Raw genomic sequence first — 20079 nt, forward strand, 5'->3', positions numbered from 1 at the left:
CGCCCGGCTTTCTGCGCCCCTCGTACTACGACCTGTAAACTCAAAAAAGCATCCCCTTACTTGGGGAGAGAAGAATGGATCGAAATTTCCTCTTAGCTATCGTACTGTCGATCGTCATTATTGTGGCTTTTCAGTTCTATCATCAATCTGTCGCGCCGCCCCCGCCCAAAAAACCTCCGGTGACCACAGAAGCCGAAAAAGAACCTCTCCCCGTTCCTCAGGCCCTCAAGGCACCGGAAAAAGCGCCGGAAGCGGTAATGGAACCCAAGAAGACCCAGCCGCAAGCCGAAATAAAGGTTCCGGAAGTTCCGGAGACGAGGACCAGGATAGAGACCCCGAATTTCGAGGCGCTACTCACCTCCAAGGGCGGCAAGATAGTATCTTTCAAGCTTAAGAATTATACAGTTTCCGTCCAGGGAACAGAGCTGGTCGACCTGTTCGATGCGGGAGGCAAGGATACTTCGGGACCGTCTATCATGTTTACCCGGAGAGACGAAACCTTTAGTGATTCTGCCCTGAGTTATCAGACTGACGCACAGCCGACTGTCAAATTACGCGACGGACAAGGCAAGACGTCCATAAGCTATCGAGCTACTACCGAAACAGGTCTCACGATCACCAAGACCTACACGTTCGATTCCGACACCTATGAAGTTGGTTTTTCCGTACTTCTGGCAAATGGTTCCAATGAAGATCGTAACTATCTCATTACCTTTCCGCTGCAAAAATACTATCCTCCTGAGGAAAATGAGAGATTCGCATGGAACAGTGCCGAAATTCTTATCAACGGATCGTTAAAGGATTATTATTTTAAGGACATCAAAGGTGATGAGGAACTTTCGGGCCAGGTCGAATGGTCAGGATTGGGAGACGCATATTTCTTCAAGTCTCTGGTATTCAAGAATAAACCCGCCAATAAAGTAACCCTGTTCAAGCCGGTGGATTCGGTGGCAGAGATTTGGGCTCGATTTGGCGCGGTGGATATTCCTGCGGGTCAATCTGTCAACACTGCACTGGCATTATACTTGGGACCGAAGCAACAGCAAGCTTTGACTGCAGCAGGCGACAACCTGTCGAAGGCTCTTTTCTATAGTAATTACAAAATACTGGACATTATGGCCGAGTACCTCATCGCGTTCTTGAGGCTCAGTCATTCGGGCTTTACGATTGCCGGCATCCGAATACCCGGCACCGGAAACTACGGCATTGATATCATCATCTTGACCATAATCATAAAGATCCTGTTTATACCTCTCACCCATAAGAGCATGAAATCTATGAAGAGGATGCAGGATATTCAGCCCCAGATTCAAAAGCTTAGAGATAAATACAAAGATGACAAGGCGGCAATAAACAAAGCCACCATGGAACTGTTCCGCGAGCAGAAGGTCAATCCGCTCGGTGGATGTTGGCCCATGTTTCTGCAACTGCCCGTTTTTATAGCACTGTACCAGGCCTTATCATACGCCATCGAACTTCGGCATGCCCATTTTACGTGCATCCCGTCTATTTACTTATGCATAAACGATCTGTCTGCGCCCGATCCTTACTATGTGACACCGATACTCATGGGCGGAACCATGGTGCTTCAGCAGTGGATGACTCCTTCAGGCGGAGATCCAACGCAAAAGAAGATGATGCTGCTCATGCCCGTGGTCTTCACCTATTTGTTTCTCAGTTTTCCTTCGGGCCTGGTCCTCTACTGGTTGGTAAGCAATGTGCTTTCGATTGCTCAGCAGATTATTACCAATAAAATGGCCGATTGAGGGGGGAAATCTGATGTCCGATTATTACGAGTTCACTGGAAAGACTGTCAAAGAAGCTATAGCCCGGGCTTGTGAAGAATTGAAAATTGAAGAGGCCCTTCTCGATATCGAAGTACTTGAAGAAAGCACAAGGGGCTTCCTTGGACTGGTTGGACAACGGGATGCCAAGATACGAGTCCGCAGGCGTGACATACTGAAAGAAGTGCTGGATGCCGTTCCTCAACCCGCTCCGGAACCTGAAGAACCCGCGGAACCTGGAGAAGAGGTGTTCGAAGAGGCCGGCGAGCCTGAAAGCGAATTCCTGGAACCTGAAACCGAAACCGAAGCTGTAATTACTGAGGCGGATTCGGCTGCACTCGAAGAAGCTCGGACCATTCTTGAGGAAATACTGAAAAGGATCCCCGTTGAAACGGAGATAGACGCATCCATCGTAAACGGAGCCGTGTACCTGGACATCAAGGGAGATGGTTCGGGACTTCTCATCGGCAAGAAAGGCCAGACTCTGGATGCCTTACAATTTCTGGTCAACAAGATCATTAATAAGAACAGCCCAGCCGGTGAGAAGATCGAGGTTGTAGTCGATACCGAGAATTATCGGATGCGGAAAACCGAAAATCTCAGGGAAATGGCTATCAAGATGAGTCAAAAAGCCAAGAAGACCCTGAAACCGGTTTCCTTCAACCCCATGCCTCCCCACGAACGGCGCATCATTCATCTTATTCTCGCTGAAGACAAAGAAGTCTATACCAAGAGTTATGGAGAAGGTGCTCTTCGAAGAATTATTGTCTATCCCAGAAGAGGCATGTCCAGCAAACGGAGAAGACGCTAACCATCGGTTTTCCCTGGACCCTGGACACTTGATAGTACGAACGCGTTTGTCTCCATGCGTTCTCACTGAGCGCGTCCGGAGCGATAAGATTTGGGGAATTTTTCTTGTAAGAAGTGTCTCCCGGTTTGCCCATATGGACCAGCTTTGTCGTATCTTCGTCCCTACGGGACGAAAGGAAATAGCCCGGTAATTTATTGCCGGGATTCCTGTGGATCAGCCGTCCCTCTGGGACTCAAAATCCCTGTAATTGCTCAAGCAACCGGCGATGAATCGCCGGCCTATTATCAGTTGTTCCTCTGGAACAAATGACCAAGAGACTCTGGGTTAGCGCATATGCCGAGTTTGCCTTCTTGATTCTGAATCGGTTCAATACCTATTCGCTTTTATGAACCCAATTTTGGCCGGCACGGAGGCACGGCCACTACCGGCTGGTTGGTAGGGGTGCCGGCGTCTATGCGGACCTCTAGGATTTATTGAATTTATTGGCGAAAGGGTTTAATACAATTTAGCATTCACAAGAGTAATACTGGGGGATCCTGTTTGTGAAAATATCCTCCAACTCCTATATTTGATTGAGAAATCCTATAAGAGACCTCTCCTGTACATGACCATGCCAACACCAGACACCATTGTTGCCATTTCCACACCCCGGGGATACTCGGGAATCGGCGTGGTACGTATGAGCGGTCCCGACTCTCTTCCTATTCTGACACAGATTTTCATGCCGACCGCAGCCGACGGGTTCAATGACCGAACAGCCGTCCACGGGAAGCTTGTCGACAGAGACGGCCGGATACTCGATGACGGGATTGCCGTCTTTATGAGAGGTCCTGGCTCGTACACGGGGGAAGACGTGGTGGAGATCAGTCTTCATGGCAGTCCCGTGATATTGGATGCTGCAGTCGGGCTGATCCTCGCTTCCGGCGCTCGTATGGCGCAAAGAGGTGAATTCACGCGCCGGGCTTTTCTCAATGGCAAATTGGATTTGCTGCAAGCTGAAGCGGTGGTGGATCTCATAGAATCCAAGACCGAAGGCGCAGCACGAGAGGCCCGATTGCGCCTGGACAAAGGCATGTCGTCGCGCATCGCAAACATTGCTTCCACTCTGAAGGATATCCTGGCAGAGCTTGAAGCTCACATGGATTTTGACGAAGATGACGAAAATCCTGCTCCGGATCCTGAGTCGCGACTTGCCGCTTTAATATCGGAGTTCACCGCTCTGCAGCGTTCCGTGGATTCCAGCCGTATGCACCGCGACGGAATACGTGTGGTGATCGCAGGAAAACCCAATGTGGGCAAATCGACATTGTTTAACACGCTTATGGGCTCGAACCGCGTCATCGTCACGCCCTACCCCGGGACGACCCGTGATCCTGTGGATGATTTTCTGGTGTTGAATGGAATGGGGTTCCTCCTGTGCGATACGGCAGGAATGAGACAAGAGCCTGACCCAATCGAACGAGAAGGCATATTCAGGACACAGCAACGCATCGATAACGCCGACATTGCCATCGTTGTACTGGATGGTTCCGCTCCTCTTGATCAGGAAGACGAAAAAGTTCTTTGCACCTGTCGCGAAAAAGCGTCGATTACCGTTCTCAATAAAGCCGATCTCGGTCTCGTCATCGATCCCGGCCATCCGCTTCTTCAGAGCACTGCGATTCCCATAAGTGCAAAGACGGGCTTCGGAATCCAAGACCTGGAGGAACAGCTTCGAATGACGGGCAGCGCACGTTTCTCGTCTGATGCGGGTAGTCTCCTGAGTTCCTGGTGTGTTCAGCCGCTTGCTTCCGCGGAGCAGCACGTGAAAGCTGTCCTGGATGGGCTTCATACGAGGAGCATGGCTCCGGAAATTATTGCTCTGGAACTCAAGAAAGCACTTGAGTACCTGGAAGAAATTACCGGAGAAAGGGCAGATGACGGGATTCTCGACCGTATTTTTGAGAGATTCTGTATAGGCAAGTAATTGGTTATTTGCAGATTCGTCTAATTATAGTAAGCGCCAAAACTAATGTCTGATTCAGAAAAAAGAGTGTTGGTAGGTGCCGTGCCTCCGTGCCGGCACGTGTTCAATATGATCAATGATATCGATAAAATGGATCGGTAAGGAGAGATTGTCTCAAGATTCTCCAATGCATAACAATCGTGCCACGATTCTCCTTCTTTGGTAGGGGCAGACCTATGCGTCTGCCCTTATTTGGGCGGACACGCAGGTCCGCCCCTACAATACGGCCGAGAATATAATGAGAACTTCGTGCCACGATCCGGGGACAAATTTCGACTCTTGGAACAAGCTCCGAGACCTACTCTACAGTGGCATCGCTCTCAACAACAAGATTGCACCTCTTTGGCCTTGTTCGCTCTAACGGGCTTCTTCGGATCTTCCCGCAGGAGAAGCCGGAGTGCCAAACAGAATCAGGACTTCATCCGTATCCACCGTTTGCCCCGGAGAGACCAAGATACGCTCAACTGTTCCTTCACACGGGGAGGCAACACTGCTTTCCATTTTCATGGATTCCAGCCGGATAAGCTCCTGGCCTTTACGCACGTAGTCTCCCTCATTGACATTCACTGCCGTAACGAGGCCGGGCATGGGGCATTTGAGCTCGTTTTCCGTAATCTCTTCTCGGTTCCTCAACATGTAGGGAGCAAGCTTCCATTCAGCAGGGGTATAGATTTCAAAAAGTCGCACGATACCGCAGAAAAATGCCTTGATGTGATTTTCGTCGTACTGAAGCCTGAACATGTGCGAGGAGCCATCGATCCTCAGGACAAGGCGACGGCGATAATACTCAAATTCCGGCGTGATCACGTCGTATTCGTGACCGTCCACGGTGACATTCCAGTTGTGGGTTTGCGGGTCGCCTCCAAGTCTGACCGGAAAGACATGGTCCCCTACGTTTACGACATAATCATGTGATTCTTTGAGAGCCGGTATTCCGCCGACCAGCGGTCTCATGTGCTTCAAAGATTCCTTCATAAGGCTTTGACGAAAATGGTACACCAGGACGGAAGCAATGGTCATGTAGCGAAGGTGCTCCAGATTCGGCTCACGGTCGAACTCCGATCCGGAAAAATGCTCATCGATAAAACGCGTAGACAAATTCCCGTTAACAAAAGCAGGATGATTGATTACCGCATTTACGAAATCCACGTTGGTTGTGATTCCCTCGATATGGTACCCGTTCAGAGCTTTCACCAGAGTTGTCCTGGCTTCTTCTCGGTTTGTGCCCCACGCGGCCACTTTTGCGAGCAGCGAGTCATAGTAAATGGTGATGGCACTCCCCGCCTGGATGCCGCTGTCTACACGGATATTCTCACCACTGGGCAATGCGTACCGAGTGACCATACCCGTTGTGGGGACAAAACCCTTGGACGGGTCCTCGGCGCATACTCGAGCTTCAATAGCCCATCCTTTGAACGCTACCTGCTTCTGTTGCATCGGTAACGGCTCGCCTGCCGCAATACGAATCTGCAGCTCGACAAGATCCAGATTCGTCACCATCTCTGTGATCGGATGCTCCACCTGGAGTCGCGCATTCATCTCCAAAAAGTAGAACGCACCATCCGGGCCAAGGATGAACTCCACTGTTCCGGCATTGGAGTAACCGGCCTCTCTTGCGAGGTTGCATGCTACCTCAGTCATTTTGCTCCGGAGAGTCGCATCAACCGCAAGAGAAGGAGTCTCCTCGATAATCTTCTGGTAACGCCGCTGAATGGAGCATTCTCTCTCTCCGAGATGAATCACATTGCCATGCATGTCGGCTATAATCTGAATTTCTATATGGCGTGGATTTTCGATATATCGCTCCATAAAAATTCTGTCGTCAGCAAATGCCTTTCTGGTCTCGTCGCGAGCCGCACTCAATGCAGAAGCCAGTTCGTCTTTTGTCATGACAATCCGCATACCGCGGCCACCGCCTCCGGCAGCGGGTTTCAGCAGTATCGGCCACCCGATGGCATCCGCAAGAGCGTACGCTTCTTCAATACCCAGAATCGGCTGGTGATGGCCCGGAACAACAGGCACCCCTCCCCTCGCTGCCAATGCCTTGGATTCCATCTTATCGCCCAGGAGTCTCATGGCAGAGGCAGGCGGTCCGATAAAGGCTAAACCGGCATTGGTAATCATCTCCGCAAAGTGCGCGTTCTCGGACAGAAAACCGTACCCCGGATGAATGGCTTCGCATCCGCGGTTCAAGGCAGTCTCTACGATGCGCTCCGCATTGAGATAGGAATCGGCCGGTCGGGAACCGTCGATGCAAATCGCATCGTCTGCTTCCTGAACGTGCCGGGAGCGAACATCAATCTCCGAAAAAATGGTTACTGCTTTGATGCCCATTTTTTGGCAAGTCTTCATGATTCTCACGGCAATTTCGCCGCGGTTTGCTATAAGAACGCTACCGAACATCGAATTCCTCACAATGGTATGTTTCCGTGTTTTCTTGTCGGCCTTGTAGATTCTTTTCCTTCCAGAAATTGCAGACTCCGGATCAGTCTTTTCCGAGTCTCGCTCGGGAAGATCACATCGTCAATGTATCCACGCTTGGCAGCCAAAAATGGGTTGGCAAAAGTGGTACGGTAGACCTCTTCTTTTTCCAGGAGTGCTGCTGCAGGGTCAGACGCTGTCTCGATCTCTTTACGATAAATCACTTCCGCAGCCCCGCGTGGTCCCAGGACCGCAATTTCGGCAGTCGGCCACGCGTAGTTGACATCGGACCCAATGTGTTTGGAATTCATGACAATGTATGCTCCACCGTACGCCTTGCGAACAATCACGGTAATTCTGGGGACTGTAGCCTCGATAAAAGCATACAGGAGCTTGGCGCCATGTCGTATAATGCCGCCGTGTTCTTGTTCCGGGCCGGGCATAAATCCCGGAACGTCAACGAGACATATGAGCGGAATGTTGAACGCATCGCAAAATCTCACAAACCTTGCACCCTTTACCGAGGCATTGTTGTCCAACACTCCAGCCAGAACCGCAGGTTGATTGGCCACCAGCCCGATGGTCTCCCCGCCGAGCCTACCGAATCCGACAATCAGATTGCGCGCAAAATGCGCGTGAACTTCCAGAAATTCGGCTCCATCCAAAATACTGTTGATAAGAATTCTCATGTCATACGGTTGATTCGGGCTCGTGGGCACCAGATAATCAAGCGCAGGGTCGGTTCTATCGAGTGGATCTCTGAGATCCAATATGGGAGGCTTTAGCCGATTGTTCGAAGGCAGATAGTTAATGAGCCTGCGCACTTCCCGGAGGCACAGGATGTCGTTCGGAACAATGAAATGGGCAACTCCGCTCTTAGTCGCGTGAGAATGTGCACCGCCCAGCTCTTCGAAACTGATGTCTTTATGAATGACGGTCTTCACCACATTGGGGCCCGTGACGAACATGAAAGATGACTTGTCCACCATGAAAGTGAAATCCGTCATGGAAGGGCTGTAAACCGCTCCTCCTGCACAAGGTCCCATGATGCACGAGATCTGTGGAACAACGCCGCTCGCCATGACATTCCGGTTGAAGATCTGACCGTACGCGGCGAGAGCATCTACGCCTTCCTGAATTCTCGCTCCTCCGGAATCGTTGAGCCCGATGAACGGTGCCCCGACTCGTACCGCCTGGTCCATGATTTTACAGATCTTCTCGGAATGAGCTTCTCCAAGCGAGCCGCCGACCACGGTAAAATCCTGGCTGTACAGGAAGACTTCTCGACCGTCTATCATGCCGTGACCGGTGATAACTCCGTCACCCAGGTATTCCCTCTCCCGGCCCAGATGCCCTCCCCTGCCTAACTTCAGCATATCGAATTCTTCGAACGATCCCTCATCCAGGAGGAGTTCCACGCGCTCCCTGGCCGTAAGCTTTCCCCGCGCCCGTTGGTCCATTAGCTTTTGGGAGCCACCTGCCATTCTGGCGGCGTCCCGCATATTCTGCAAAGTGGAGAGAGTGGTCTGAGGAAGCCACACCTCAGACTTACACGTGCCGTGCTCAAGGGAACTCTTCCCTGATTGCGACCCACTTGAGGGTTCGTTCTTCTTGTCCGTCATAATACCTCCATCGAACAGCTCCGATCTCCAAATGCAAATCTCCCGATAGAGTTATCAGTGAGTTATCAGTTTCACAGAGAATCTAGGAGCTGTACTGAATTCCTCCGGGATCTTGCAGGAGTTATTCTCGTTGTTGTTATAAACTTGTGGGCCATGGATTTCCACTATTCGCCCGCGGTTACCGAGCAACACAAGAATTCTTGTCGACGATCACCATTCATTACGTATTTAAAATTACTTCAGTTACTCACAGAGGTGAGACGCCGGGGACATGTCATTGCGAGGAGCGCAGCGATCCCGCGTCTCGCGGGACAATCGCCTGGGATTCAAACGCCTAATTTCAGGCGATTGCTTCGCTTCGCTCGCAATGACAGGCATTCAGACGCTCTGTCATCAACGATGCGGTTCGCTTCGCTCACCAGCATCCTACGTACTCAAACAAGGTACCTCTCAAACCACCGCCCGGGACTGAAGTCTTAGAGTACATATTTCATTTTTCTTCACGAACAGGGTGCGAATAAATGCTGTCTCCATAATAAAGGGAATGGCCCGTAAGCAGGGCTTCATAAATGAACTTTTACTTTAATATTTAGTAACAACATACGAAATTTTATTGACTTTTCTTCCGGTTTGATATACGCATCAGAAACATCATGCGAAGTCCCGGGGTATACCGGGTCTGTCGAGCAGCAGGGAAATTCCGGTGCGTTCCGGGAAAGGACCATCCCATTATTGAAGAATACTGCCGAATGTTTCGCGATAAGGGGAAACACTCCGGTTCTACACCGTCTGGAGGTACGCTTATGCTAGCAAGGGGCACAATGAGAACTCCCTGTGCTTTCTTTGTCGTGGCCATTTTACTTATGGTCGCAATCCAGGCCGAAGCCGTGGATGGAAAGTACAGATATCCTCTGAAAGTCAGGGTCTCCGAACAGGATTCCGGGAGATTTTCAGGCGTGGCATCTGCCCGAGCCCACTCGGGAAATATCGGTGCGACAGCACGCGATTCAGCCGACTGGGAAGTTGCCGCGGGCCAGGCACGCCGGGAAATACTTTGCCCGAAACGCGGGTTCAACTTCGCCATAGGCATGCGACCGTACTTTGCGACACTCACCGGTGCGACTAAGGTGTCGAGCAGAGGTGGCGAAGGGGGATTTTTAAGTCTGATCGGACACTTGAGAATTCCTCCGGAAGCTACACTCTGGGAATTTTATGGAGCAGTTCGAGCGTATGACAAGGTGACAGTTCGTCTCGATTACCTTCCCTGGCATTGGGGCGGCCCCGGACACACGCCAATCGAAGCTAATTTTGGCGGACTTCTCCTCAAGACGGGTGATTACATTCAGTCCGATATCAATATTGCGTCCCTGGTGCTGGGTGCAGATTATGACGTATCGTTCAGCCGTGACCTGATATTCGGACCCAATGCCGATCTGCACCTCATCAAGTACTCGCAGACGGTAAGCAGAATTCCCGGCGGAGAGGGCGTGGACTTCTCACAGACGATTCTGCAACCGGCTATCGGAGCACATCTCAAATACGAACCGACCAACACCGGTTATTTTTCATGGTTCAAGCCGTTCCTCGAAGGTCGTTTTAGCTGGATGAGTTTCACGGGACTTGGACTCTCCACATGGGACCTGGGAGCGGGTGTTGCTCCACCAGTCAGCCGAAACGTAGATGCCGGCATGAAACTCGGATACAAACAGTGGCGCATGGAAGGCAGCCGAGGCAGACTTTCTGCAGATCTGGGTGTCGAAGGTCTCTACATGGATTTCAACCTTCAATTCTGATTTTCTCACCCCCTTGCTCCTTATCGATGCCCGCGGGATACTCCTGCGGGCATACTTTATTACTGCTTGACACGGCAGCACGATATATTTACAATTTCGGTTAACTATCTTTTGCGATAATTCCTTTCTGACGCCATGAAAACCTTCGGAAAATATGCCAAAGAACGAATACGACAGCTCGGCAAGAGCCAAAAGGACTTAGCCGAGAAACTTGGCGTATCCCGAGCCTACATATCTCAAATTTTATCTGGGAAAAAGAATCCTCCGGATCTCGGGAAACCGAAGAATCGGTCTCAACTTCTCATATGGTCGGAATTCTTTGCCGTACCCGAAGACCACGTCTTGGGATTGGTTCGTTTTGAGCTGCATCGCGTGCCTCCTAAGCCATCCCCCAGGTATCCCGGTTTGAGACGCCTTTTACTTGAGAGGTTAAGATTTCCCGACAAGGTGCTTGTTGACGAAATCCAGGCTTTGGAATTGCATCCAGCCGAAAATCAGGCACTCCATCAAATGGTGAGAATGTTCTTTATCCTCCAGGAAAATCAGGAAGCCGGTTCCGCGTATGGGCCTGCCCGATTCAAGGATTTCTGTTTTCGGGCAAAATCCAACAGGGATTTCGTAGAATCGGAGTTGCTGACTTTTTTCCGTGATACTCCGTTCACCTGGATCTGGGACAGAGAGGCCAACGACGTTACGTTCTATTCGGAAGCGGATTACATGCAATCGGCCGTGTCCCGGTTACAGGAGCTCTTTTCGGACAGCCCGAACATGCAACTGAGCCGGACTATTCCGGTGGTGGGTCACGTGAGTGCGGGCGAAGGATTTGAGTTCACCGACGGAGGATATGCTCCGGGCGAAGGGTTTGAGCAGGTGGAACTCCCACCGGGTATAAATCCTTGTCTTGCCCCGACATTGTACTGTGTCAGGGTGAGAGGGGATTCGCTCCGGGAATATTTTGGCGACGGGACTCTCTTGTTCATCAAACCTCAGTCCTGGGAGCAGATAAAAGACGGTGACCTCGTCATATTTAAAGACAAGAACGGGAACAAGGCTTTCGTCAAAAAGGTGGAGTTTTCAGGAGACAATCTGATTCTGAAATCCATGAATCCCCTGTACAAACACATGGTTCTTGCTCGGTCGGACATTGTTTTGCTCGAGAGGGTCATGTCAATCCTGTTGTGAGGAAGAAACGTGATACAGTCTTTTTCGAGAGTGTTCTTGACCGCTTGCCTGGCCGTTTTCCTTTTTTGTTCCGCAATTACACAGGCCAGCGCGTGCCCCAGTGCGCACATGGCCTCTATTGAAGATGGGTTTCGATACGGATTTCCTCCTCAGATAACAAAAGGGTTCAATTTTGCCGGACAGCATGTCTCACTGGATAGACATGACATTCGTTATCGAATTCTCAAGGAATTGAACTATCTCCTGCAGGATCGCCGTTCGAGAGTCCTCTTGTGGCTGCAGAAAGCCGACGAATTGAAGCCCGTCATCTCACCCATTTTGCGGAAGTACGAGGTTCCTTCGGAATTTATCTTTCTCGCGGCTATCGAAAGCAGTTACAACGGACGCGCTATGTCTTCTGCAGGCGCTTACGGGTTTTGGCAATTCATAAAGTCCACAGCGATGTGCGGTCCTTCCGGCTGCGATCAGTATGATTGGAAGATGCACATTAACCACTGGAAAGACGATCGCGGGGATCTTGTTATCTCCACGAATTCCGCAGCCAAGTACCTTGCCTGGATGTATCGGGTAAAGAAGGTCACTTTAGGAGATAAGCCCGAGCAGGAGGGATTCCGTGACTGGTTTCTCACTGCCGCCGCTTACAATGCCGGTCCCGGAAGAGTAACTCAAAGGCTGAATGGTTTCGGCTCCGTGTCGTACTGGGACATTCCGCTCCCCATTGAAACGGAACGGTATGTTCCCCGATGGATAGCGGTGGGCCTGATTCACAAGTACCGTGATTACTACGGCGTGCAGATTCCGAATTCTCGCACGATTGCATTCGATACGATTGATAAGATACGCCTGCAAAAAGATCTGCCATTTGCCTCAATGGCAAAACTGCTGAACTCCACTCCACGAGGTGTGTGGACCCTGAACAGCCACATTCCCCCGGAAAAAGCTGTTTTCCCGGCGCGGTCCGGAAAGACTCTCATCGAGCATTGCATTCATGTTCCCAAAGGTTCACGTCAGAAATTTCTCGCTCAACTGGCTGCTCACGGATACACCAAGAATGTGAAGGAACCGCCCGCTCCAAAGGCAAAAAGCCAACCGACCAAGAATGCCTTTAAACCGGGAGTAGCGAAGTTGGGGAAGGAATGACCTTTGGAATCCGTGAACGTCAAGACTGCCGTCACTCTCATTTGCCTGGGGTTCATCCTTGTTGCCGTAAGCCTCCCTCTCTACCTGGGCAAAATAAAGATGAACTACTTGTACGGATTTCGCATTCGGAAGGCTTTTGAATCTGAGAAGAATTGGTACCTGATCAATCAGTACGGGGCAAAGGCAATGATGGCCTGGTCTGTGGTTCTCGTGATTGTCGGGATCGCTTGCCTCTACATCGAATCCCAATGGGTGCTCGTAGTTGCCAACATTTGTTTCTTGTCAATATTGATACCGATCATGCAGACTGTGTGGTACGCCAAGAAAATCTGAATAATTCGAGTGAGTGATTTATCTATGGTAACGCGCAGTTAGACTGATTGCCAAAAATTCTGACGGTTATATCTCACGGTCCAATTCAAGATGTCAGTGAGGACCGGCGTCCCGAAGCTATCTCAAGACTCATGAATGACAAAACATCGTGCCACTATTTGGAATGAACGACTTTTATAGCGGTTATCGAAAGTCTTGACGGAATCCAATGCCTGCAATTGGAAGAATCAGTAGCGCCGGCGTCTCTGCCGGCGATAACTGTAGGATTTATTTGGTGAATTGGTCACCGGCACGGAGGCCGGCGCTACCAATTGCTGGGAGCTGTTCTTCACAATCCGTGATTACTTTCGAGAATCGGTATAAGACAGTCTCTCCCTGCCAATCCATCGTATTGATATTATTTATTATATTGAGAATGTGCGGCTCGGAAGCCGGCACCCACCAGTACTCTTATCCTCAATCGGACATTATTTCAGCAATTGCTGTATCTATTGCGATTTCACAAACAACGGCCTCAATTCGGTCCGGCTAGTCTTTCACATACACAATCAGCAGAGAAGCCGTCTGCGAAGATCTGTTGGCAAGATGTGCGGCAGCTTCGGGCGACAGATACAGGCTGTCTCCTTGTTTTAAGAAATACGTGTTCTTGCCGGTTCCGGCTTCCAGCTCACCCATGAGGCAATGGAGAAACCGATCGTTCTTGTCGGACTCCACAGAGATTTCGGAACCTGACTGAAGCTCCAGAATTTTCGCATCGATTTTCCGGAGCCAAACGTCCTGCGTGAGCATTTGCACGCGAACGCCCGGCATGATCTCCACAGACTCGATTTTGTCACGCGGACAGAAGATGGCTTCTCCATAGAGAACTTCATCCAGAAACGCGCCTGCTTTCATCCCGAATGCTTCTGCAATTTTGACCAGAGTGCCGAGCGTGGGAGACGATTTCCCCAATTCCATCGAGCTGAGATTTGACGGAGCAATACCTGTCGCTCGTGATAAATCGTTCAACGAAAGCTTCTTCCGTTGGCGGAAAGCTCTGATTTTTGCGCCCACGTCTTTGTCGGCGGATCCCATAGGAATACTCTTGTCATACCGGTTATGGACAAGCAGAATATCAGCGATTTCGAGTAACTTCATCTTTTTTGTACTATGATTTTCATTCGTTCTTCAAAGCCTATGCATTCGGATCGTTCGGTCGCTTTTTCACCTTAGGGCACGTCGCTTCGAAATCTCTGTGATATAGTTGTTCAAGAATTGATTCATTCAATTGTCGAAAGCAGACTTGGGAAGATCAGTGCAGTTAACGGACATACAGGTGAGCAGTGGCGGGATTCGGAATCTTTTCTCCACGTTAATAAACGTGGGACCTCTCGAAAAGACAGCTATTGCGCTATTTATCGCGACCTCGTTTCAAGCCGCATTTCTTACGCCCTATGTCATTGTCGTGCATGGAGAGCGGGCAAACCTCTTCACCGGATTACTCTGCGCGATCAGCCTGATTGCCGCGCTCATTGCTAGAGACAAGAATGGCAAGTTCTTCACGAATGCCGAGATTGCCGTTGCAGCGATACTGACAATTCTCGCTGCGGTGAGCGGATTGCTGAGCATCACTCCGCAAGCGTCGTTGTTTCGCGGATTTGTGGTCGTCTCATCAGGACTAGGGGGATTCGTGTGTGCACGGATACTTCTGAGAACCACCGACAGAAAATTCCTGTTCGCGTGGTTTTGCACAATCCTCGTGTGTGGGATCTTGCTCGTGAGTCTCATCGGACGCGTTTTTCTCGCTGACAACGTTTTTCAATTGCTCGACGCAAATCCCCATCCGCTCGCAAATCGGTTGTTCATTTTGTTCTTCGGACCTCTAGCGTTGCTGTTGGCAGGTCAGCCCGGTTCGGTTGCGATATTTCTCACTCTCTTGCTTGGCGCATACGTGTTCTTCTATTTAAGCCATTTAAGGTCCGGTTATGTCATTCCTATTCTGCTGGCAACGGGAGCATTCGTCTTCGGAAAGATGAAGCTGCGACATTTTGTCTGGCTGCTCGTCCCCTTGATCGTTGTGGGCATATTCTTTGTGAGGGGCCTGGACAAGGCAAAATTCGATCCGAAAGACGAACCGACATACTATCGCGCTGAAAACTACCCATTCTCATGGCATATTGCCTCTCAGCACCCCTGGTTCGGCATCGGTTTGCGAGCTCCGCGTGATGCGTATCTTGAAAATTACTCTCTGAAATATCCGTATGTCGATAAGGAACGGTTTTCCGACTCGGTCCGGCGAGTTGTCAATTCCGAGAACATTTTTCTAACGTTCATGGCTGAGCTGGGTTTCCCTTTCGTTGTTCTTTACTGTCTCGGTATCGGCTACTTACTGCTGCAGCTCGTGAAACAGGCCCGACTCCCCGTTCCCGCAGGTTCTCTCAATCCTTTGGCGCTGCTCCTGCCAATCGGAGCCGGTCTATTGCATTTTCTCGTGCTTGACGGTCTGCTTCATCCTCAGATAAGCTGGTTCTTTCATGTGCTCCTTGGGATGATTCCCACTGAGAAAATATCGAGGTCCAAATAATGACTCTGAACGTGAATACCGAATTATGTAAGCGCGACGGTTTTTGTGTTGCGGTGTGTCCTCTCGGACTGATCCACATGCAATCCAAAGACGCGTTTCCCTCCCATGAAGAACGAGAAGAGGAGTTGTGCATAAAATGCGGCCATTGTGTCGCAATATGCCCGGAAGGGGCCTTGTCCGTGGGAGACATCACCCCAGATCGCTGTATGCCGATTCAAAAGGAAAAAATTCTCGATCCGGAACACGTCGAACATTTTCTCCGGTTCAGGCGTTCCATTCGCAATTATTCACGAGAAAAGGTCCCCCAAGAGATTCTGTCCGAGCTTATCAGAGTGGCATCGCATGCTCCCTCGGGCCATAACACTCAGCCCGTCCGCTGGTTGGTCATCAGCAGCGAAGAAGAGATGAAGCATCTTGCAGCTCTGGTTGTCGATTGGATGCGAACCATCATCCGAGAATTCCCCGATCTTGCGGATTTGATGCATTTGGACCGAGTAGTGGCGGCATGGGAATCAGGCCGGGACCGTATCTTGCGATCTGCTCCGCATCTGATCGTCGCCCATGCCCCTGAATCCGAGCGTACTGCTCAAAGTGCGTGTACTATTGCTTTAACCTACCTTGAGCTTGCAGCCACTGGATTCGGTTTAGGTGCTTGTTGGGCGGGTTACTTCAATGCTGCAGCCGGCATGTATCCGCCTCTCAAGACAAGATTGAATTTGCCTGAAGGTCATCAATCTTTTGGCGCAATGATGATCGGTTATCCGACCTACTCGTACCGTCGTCTTCCACCCAGAAATACGCCTGTAATCGAATGGCGGTGACCGATATCGGTCGTTGATGGCATCGTAATTGAGCAATTGCCTGTTACGTCAGTAGATCTCCAAATTTCTGTGCGTCGTACAGCAAGAGCACAAAAGCATCCAGCACATTCCAGGCTTCGGAAGGATTCTCCGGGGAAGCGGCTTGAAGGTCCTTTACTATCGTTTGTATGGCACCGCCGAGCAGCAGTGGGATTGCGGAATTCTCATGTAAGCGAATCTTTGCATCAATGACCTCAACTATTTCCATCAACGAGAATTCCCTGTCAAACAGATCTTTGCGGACTGCGTCAACGAATTCCTGAACTCTCGGATCGGCAACCGCAGTGAAATCGATCATGGGAACAGGCAGCGATTCCAGTTCCCGTGCTGAAATATAGTTGTTCGTGCTGGTAAGCTTGAATCGCCAGTTCAGAAGCCGTGAGTTGAGGACCCCCAAGAGATAGTCCAGCGGGACACAGCGGGTCACAATGGAATTGGTCATGTCGCCGAGAAACACCCCTTTTGGAGCCAACGCGGCCTTCAATCTCCGTGCTGAGTCCATATTCACCACGCGTCCGACAACGATCCGCTGCGCATCCCACGGTGTACCTCGGGTTCTGCGCGAAGCAGCACCGCCGTTCATGAGCTTTTCCGCAAGCTCCGGCTCGACCCAGTCAAGACGGTCACCGCTGGGGGCTGGGTGCTCGATTGCCAGTGGAAGAACGTGTTCGCCTCGAATGAGCGGATAATCAGTGCGGTGCGCTGTTATGAATTTCCGGTGGACCGACACGTTCACTTCGCCCTGGGATATGGAGACTCTTGATGGGGCGCGATCGTTTCCTCCAAGCGGAGGGAACAAGGAAATTTTCTCCAGCAATGTCAATTCTCGAGAGGCTCTGACAAGAGGCACTCTGCACCCGCAATCCCCGATAGTTTTGCGGGAAATGGAAACACGAGATGTTTCCGGAATCGGGCCGATCCCATCCCAAAAAGCGGGTTTGAGCGATTCTGTTCGCCCTCCTTTACGCGTAATAAGAATCAGGAGCGCTTGCGTGACATTTGAGAAGACCCGCGCTTTTTCGGGAATCACCACTGCATGAAGAACCGTGGTTCGGTTGAAGACCATGTTTCTAAGCGCTTCTGCAGTTGAGTCGGCCAGGAGAGTTGCCGGAACGATATACCCAAGGATTCCGCCTTCTCTGAGCAGTTGCAGTCCGCGCTCCATCATGAGTCTGTATGTGTTGATTTTGCCGGAGCACGTCTCATACGTTTTGCGAAAGAACGCTTGATCGAGACTGCGAGAAGCGATTCCGGATTCTTTCACCGAGACTATTTCATACGGCGGATTCCCAATTACCGCATCGAAGCCGTTTCCGGGCGGTGAAAACACTTCGGGAAATTCAGCCGGCCAATGGAAAGCATCGGGCAAGTTTAAGAATTCCGTGCCGTTCTCTGGAATCTCCCGCAGCGAACCTTGCCGTCTCTTTTCATGTGAGTCGAGTCGTCCGATGAGCGTATTTCCTACACGAATATTAGGAGTAATACCCGAATTTGGCTGTCCGATACTCCTGTAGAGAACAGCTCGTGCGATTTTCACTGCGACGGGGTCCAGATCCACTCCGAAGAGGCAGTTCCGGACAATATGAGTTCGAATTTCTTCCGTGCAAGCTGAGCAAGTTCCGTCATTGCGTTGAATGCGCGACGCGAGGGCATTCAGCGCTTCATCAAGGAATGCCCCGGTTCCGACAGCCGGATCGCAGAGGCGAACGTTGATCAGGTCAGATCCGTTGGATTCCAGGTGGTCCAAAGTGCGCTCTACGATAAACTTCACGATACGTTCCGGTGTGTAAAAGAGTCCCTGATTTCTTCTGCTCTTAATACACTGAACCAATGCACCGGATGTGCGGGACGGACGGAATCCCCTCCAGTATTCGTACAATTTTCCAAGATCTTCCGGACGGATTGGTCCTTTGAGTTCATCGGGAATTTCCGAATCGTTCAGAACCTCCTCTGGATTTTCACGCAGGAGAACGTCCACAAGGGACTCCACAGCTCGAGAATACACCTCGTCAGGCGCTAAATCCCCGGACGATGCGTATTCATCCAAATAACGCTTTAGTAATCCTAAATATTTATCAGCACCCGACAAAACCGCTCCTTACCATTGGTTTGGGCATTATGCATATTTGCAGTCATTCTACCAAGCGATTCTCTTGACGAGAGGCTTCTGTGACTCCATTATAATTTGGAATTCTATTCGGCTGCCCGTTGTGGCAGCGACGCTGCGGAAAGGTATGCCTCAGCGCGTTGAGAGCAGTCTGAGTGCATTACAGATCTTGTTTGCACGCCGTTGCAGGCATTGTCTCAACCGGGAACGAAGGACAGAGCTTCCTGACGGTAGTATCAAAAAGGCGGAATGCGAAACCGGAAATGCGATTTCGGACTATATCCCTCGTTGTAATATCCGCGATGTTCTTACTTTTCAGTTCGTACGAAATTCAGAGTGGAGAACTAACAGCGGCTCAGCCTCCTCAGTTCGATCCTCTTGATTGTCCTTTGCTTCCGTCATGTCCGGGGGACTCATTGGTGCCCCTTCCTCCTTTTCCAGGTTCCCAACCGCAACCTGAAGGAAAGGGGATTCCTCCGTCTCCCTCCAGGAATGCCAATTTCAGGGAAGGCATGGGTAAGTACTGGGGCATGCTGTTTATACCGGGAGGCCAATTCGACATGGGCAGTCTCGAACAGGAGGGCAGACCGGACGAGCGCCCTTTGCAGAAAGTCCTTGTGAAAGACTTTTATGTTTCCAAGCATCAGGTGACGGCAAGAGAATTCTGCGAGTTCCTGAATCAAGTGGGAGAAATTGCCAAGGACGGCTCTCCACGAGTGAAGGTCACGTGCCCGGATTGTCCTGTTGTGAAAAAGGGCAAGCATTTCGAACCAAAAGAAGGCTATGCCGATCACCCCATGGTATGCGTTTCCTGGCATGCTGCGACAGAATATGCTCAATGGGCCGGTGGCAGATTGCCTACTTCGGCCGAATGGGAGAAAGCGGCTCTTATGACCTGCGCTTCTCCTCCCCAGGATAGTCTGGTCATGCTTTCTCGAGAAGGTGCCACCCCGGTCTACCGCTCACAGCTAGGCATCCAGGGGATGAAAGGCATGATGGGTAATGTATGGGAATGGTGCTCGGATTGGTACGCACGCGACTTTTACGCTCAATCTCCCGGACCGAATCCGACGGGTCCGTCTCTTGGGCGAGATAAAGTTATACGCGGTGGCTCCTGGGCTTCTCCCGAATGCTCCAAACGCATACAAAATCGCCACAAAGCTGTGCCGCGAGGATTTTATCGGACTGTGGGATTCCGTATTGTCAAAGATGTCGATTCATCTGCAAAATAGTGAGCATACTGTGACTGTCTCAAATAGGTGTTCGAAGCATTTCCGGTGGCTTTTGTAAGGAACGATAGAGCCCGACGTCACTGTCGGATCGAACTAGTCGATTTGTTATGAAAAATGTGCCGGCACGGAGGCACGGCACCCACCGATTTTCGAGAAGCGCTTTTCGCAATCGGACAGATTGACATTTGCTATAGCATGCCCCAGAAGGAATAATCCGGATTCGTGA

At 50.7% G+C, this 20079-nt stretch carries 14 protein-coding genes; 10 read left to right on the plus strand and 4 right to left on the minus strand.

Annotated features, from left to right (window positions below; genetic code table 11):
- The first annotated feature begins 74 nt into the window (after positions 1-74).
- The 3 genes from yidC to mnmE all read left to right on the plus strand — a co-directional run bounded on the left by yidC (position 75) and on the right by mnmE (position 4561).
- A complete protein-coding gene (yidC, locus tag DESTI_RS19550) occupies positions 75-1766 on the plus strand; it encodes a membrane protein insertase YidC (protein WP_014811705.1) in 1692 nt (563 codons plus the stop codon).
- A gap of 13 nt (positions 1767-1779) precedes the next feature.
- Positions 1780-2595, plus strand: coding sequence for an RNA-binding cell elongation regulator Jag/EloR (jag, locus tag DESTI_RS30890; RefSeq protein ID WP_014811706.1), 816 nt, complete (start codon positions 1780-1782; stop codon positions 2593-2595).
- Positions 2596-3199: 604 nt separating this feature from the next.
- A complete protein-coding gene (mnmE, locus tag DESTI_RS19560; protein WP_014811707.1) occupies positions 3200-4561 on the plus strand; it encodes a tRNA uridine-5-carboxymethylaminomethyl(34) synthesis GTPase MnmE in 1362 nt (453 codons plus the stop codon).
- Positions 4562-4957: 396 nt separating this feature from the next.
- Here mnmE and DESTI_RS19565 read toward each other — a convergent pair whose 3' ends face one another.
- Both DESTI_RS19565 and DESTI_RS19570 read right to left on the minus strand, forming a co-directional pair.
- Positions 4958-7003, minus strand: coding sequence for an acetyl-CoA carboxylase biotin carboxylase subunit (locus tag DESTI_RS19565; protein ID WP_014811708.1), 2046 nt, complete (start codon positions 7001-7003; stop codon positions 4958-4960).
- A gap of 8 nt (positions 7004-7011) precedes the next feature.
- Positions 7012-8523, minus strand: a complete 1512-nt coding sequence (locus DESTI_RS19570; protein ID WP_041287358.1) for an acyl-CoA carboxylase subunit beta — start codon at positions 8521-8523, stop codon at positions 7012-7014.
- Positions 8524-9464: 941 nt separating this feature from the next.
- On the opposite strand from DESTI_RS19570, the gene DESTI_RS19575 reads away from it, so the two are divergent.
- From DESTI_RS19575 to DESTI_RS19590, 4 genes are all read left to right on the plus strand, one after another.
- Positions 9465-10436, plus strand: coding sequence for a hypothetical protein (locus DESTI_RS19575; RefSeq protein WP_157212217.1), 972 nt, complete (start codon positions 9465-9467; stop codon positions 10434-10436).
- Between the two features lie 135 nt (positions 10437-10571).
- A complete protein-coding gene (locus DESTI_RS19580; RefSeq protein ID WP_014811711.1) occupies positions 10572-11618 on the plus strand; it encodes an XRE family transcriptional regulator in 1047 nt (348 codons plus the stop codon).
- 9 nt (positions 11619-11627) lie between these two features.
- Positions 11628-12758, plus strand: coding sequence for a lytic transglycosylase domain-containing protein (locus tag DESTI_RS19585; protein WP_014811712.1), 1131 nt, complete (start codon positions 11628-11630; stop codon positions 12756-12758).
- Positions 12759-12770: 12 nt separating this feature from the next.
- Positions 12771-13091 carry an SdpI family protein gene (locus DESTI_RS19590; protein WP_237671500.1) on the plus strand — a complete coding sequence of 107 codons (321 nt, stop codon included), beginning with the start codon at positions 12771-12773 and terminating at the stop codon, positions 13089-13091.
- A gap of 528 nt (positions 13092-13619) precedes the next feature.
- On the opposite strand, the gene DESTI_RS19595 is transcribed toward DESTI_RS19590, so the two are convergent.
- A complete protein-coding gene (locus DESTI_RS19595) occupies positions 13620-14165 on the minus strand; it encodes an XRE family transcriptional regulator (RefSeq protein WP_157212218.1) in 546 nt (181 codons plus the stop codon).
- A 220-nt stretch (positions 14166-14385) separates the two neighbouring features.
- On the opposite strand from DESTI_RS19595, the gene DESTI_RS19600 reads away from it, so the two are divergent.
- Both DESTI_RS19600 and DESTI_RS19605 read left to right on the plus strand, forming a co-directional pair.
- Complete coding sequence (locus tag DESTI_RS19600; RefSeq protein ID WP_014811715.1) at positions 14386-15654, plus strand: O-antigen ligase family protein; 1269 nt, start codon at positions 14386-14388, stop codon at positions 15652-15654.
- Positions 15654-16475, plus strand: a complete 822-nt coding sequence (locus tag DESTI_RS19605) for a nitroreductase family protein (protein WP_014811716.1) — start codon at positions 15654-15656, stop codon at positions 16473-16475. The genes DESTI_RS19600 and DESTI_RS19605 overlap by 1 nt, the downstream gene beginning before the upstream one ends.
- Before the next feature lie 43 nt (positions 16476-16518).
- Here DESTI_RS19605 and DESTI_RS19610 read toward each other — a convergent pair whose 3' ends face one another.
- Positions 16519-18603, minus strand: coding sequence for an Eco57I restriction-modification methylase domain-containing protein (locus DESTI_RS19610; RefSeq protein ID WP_014811717.1), 2085 nt, complete (start codon positions 18601-18603; stop codon positions 16519-16521).
- A 281-nt stretch (positions 18604-18884) separates the two neighbouring features.
- Between DESTI_RS19610 and DESTI_RS19615 the strand changes: the two genes are divergently transcribed.
- Entirely contained in the window at positions 18885-19853 is a 969-nt protein-coding gene (locus tag DESTI_RS19615; protein ID WP_157212219.1) for a formylglycine-generating enzyme family protein, read from the plus strand.
- The last annotated feature ends 226 nt before the right edge of the window (positions 19854-20079 follow it).

The organism is Desulfomonile tiedjei DSM 6799 (genome assembly GCF_000266945.1).
Classification (GTDB): Bacteria; Desulfobacterota; Desulfomonilia; order Desulfomonilales; family Desulfomonilaceae; genus Desulfomonile; species Desulfomonile tiedjei.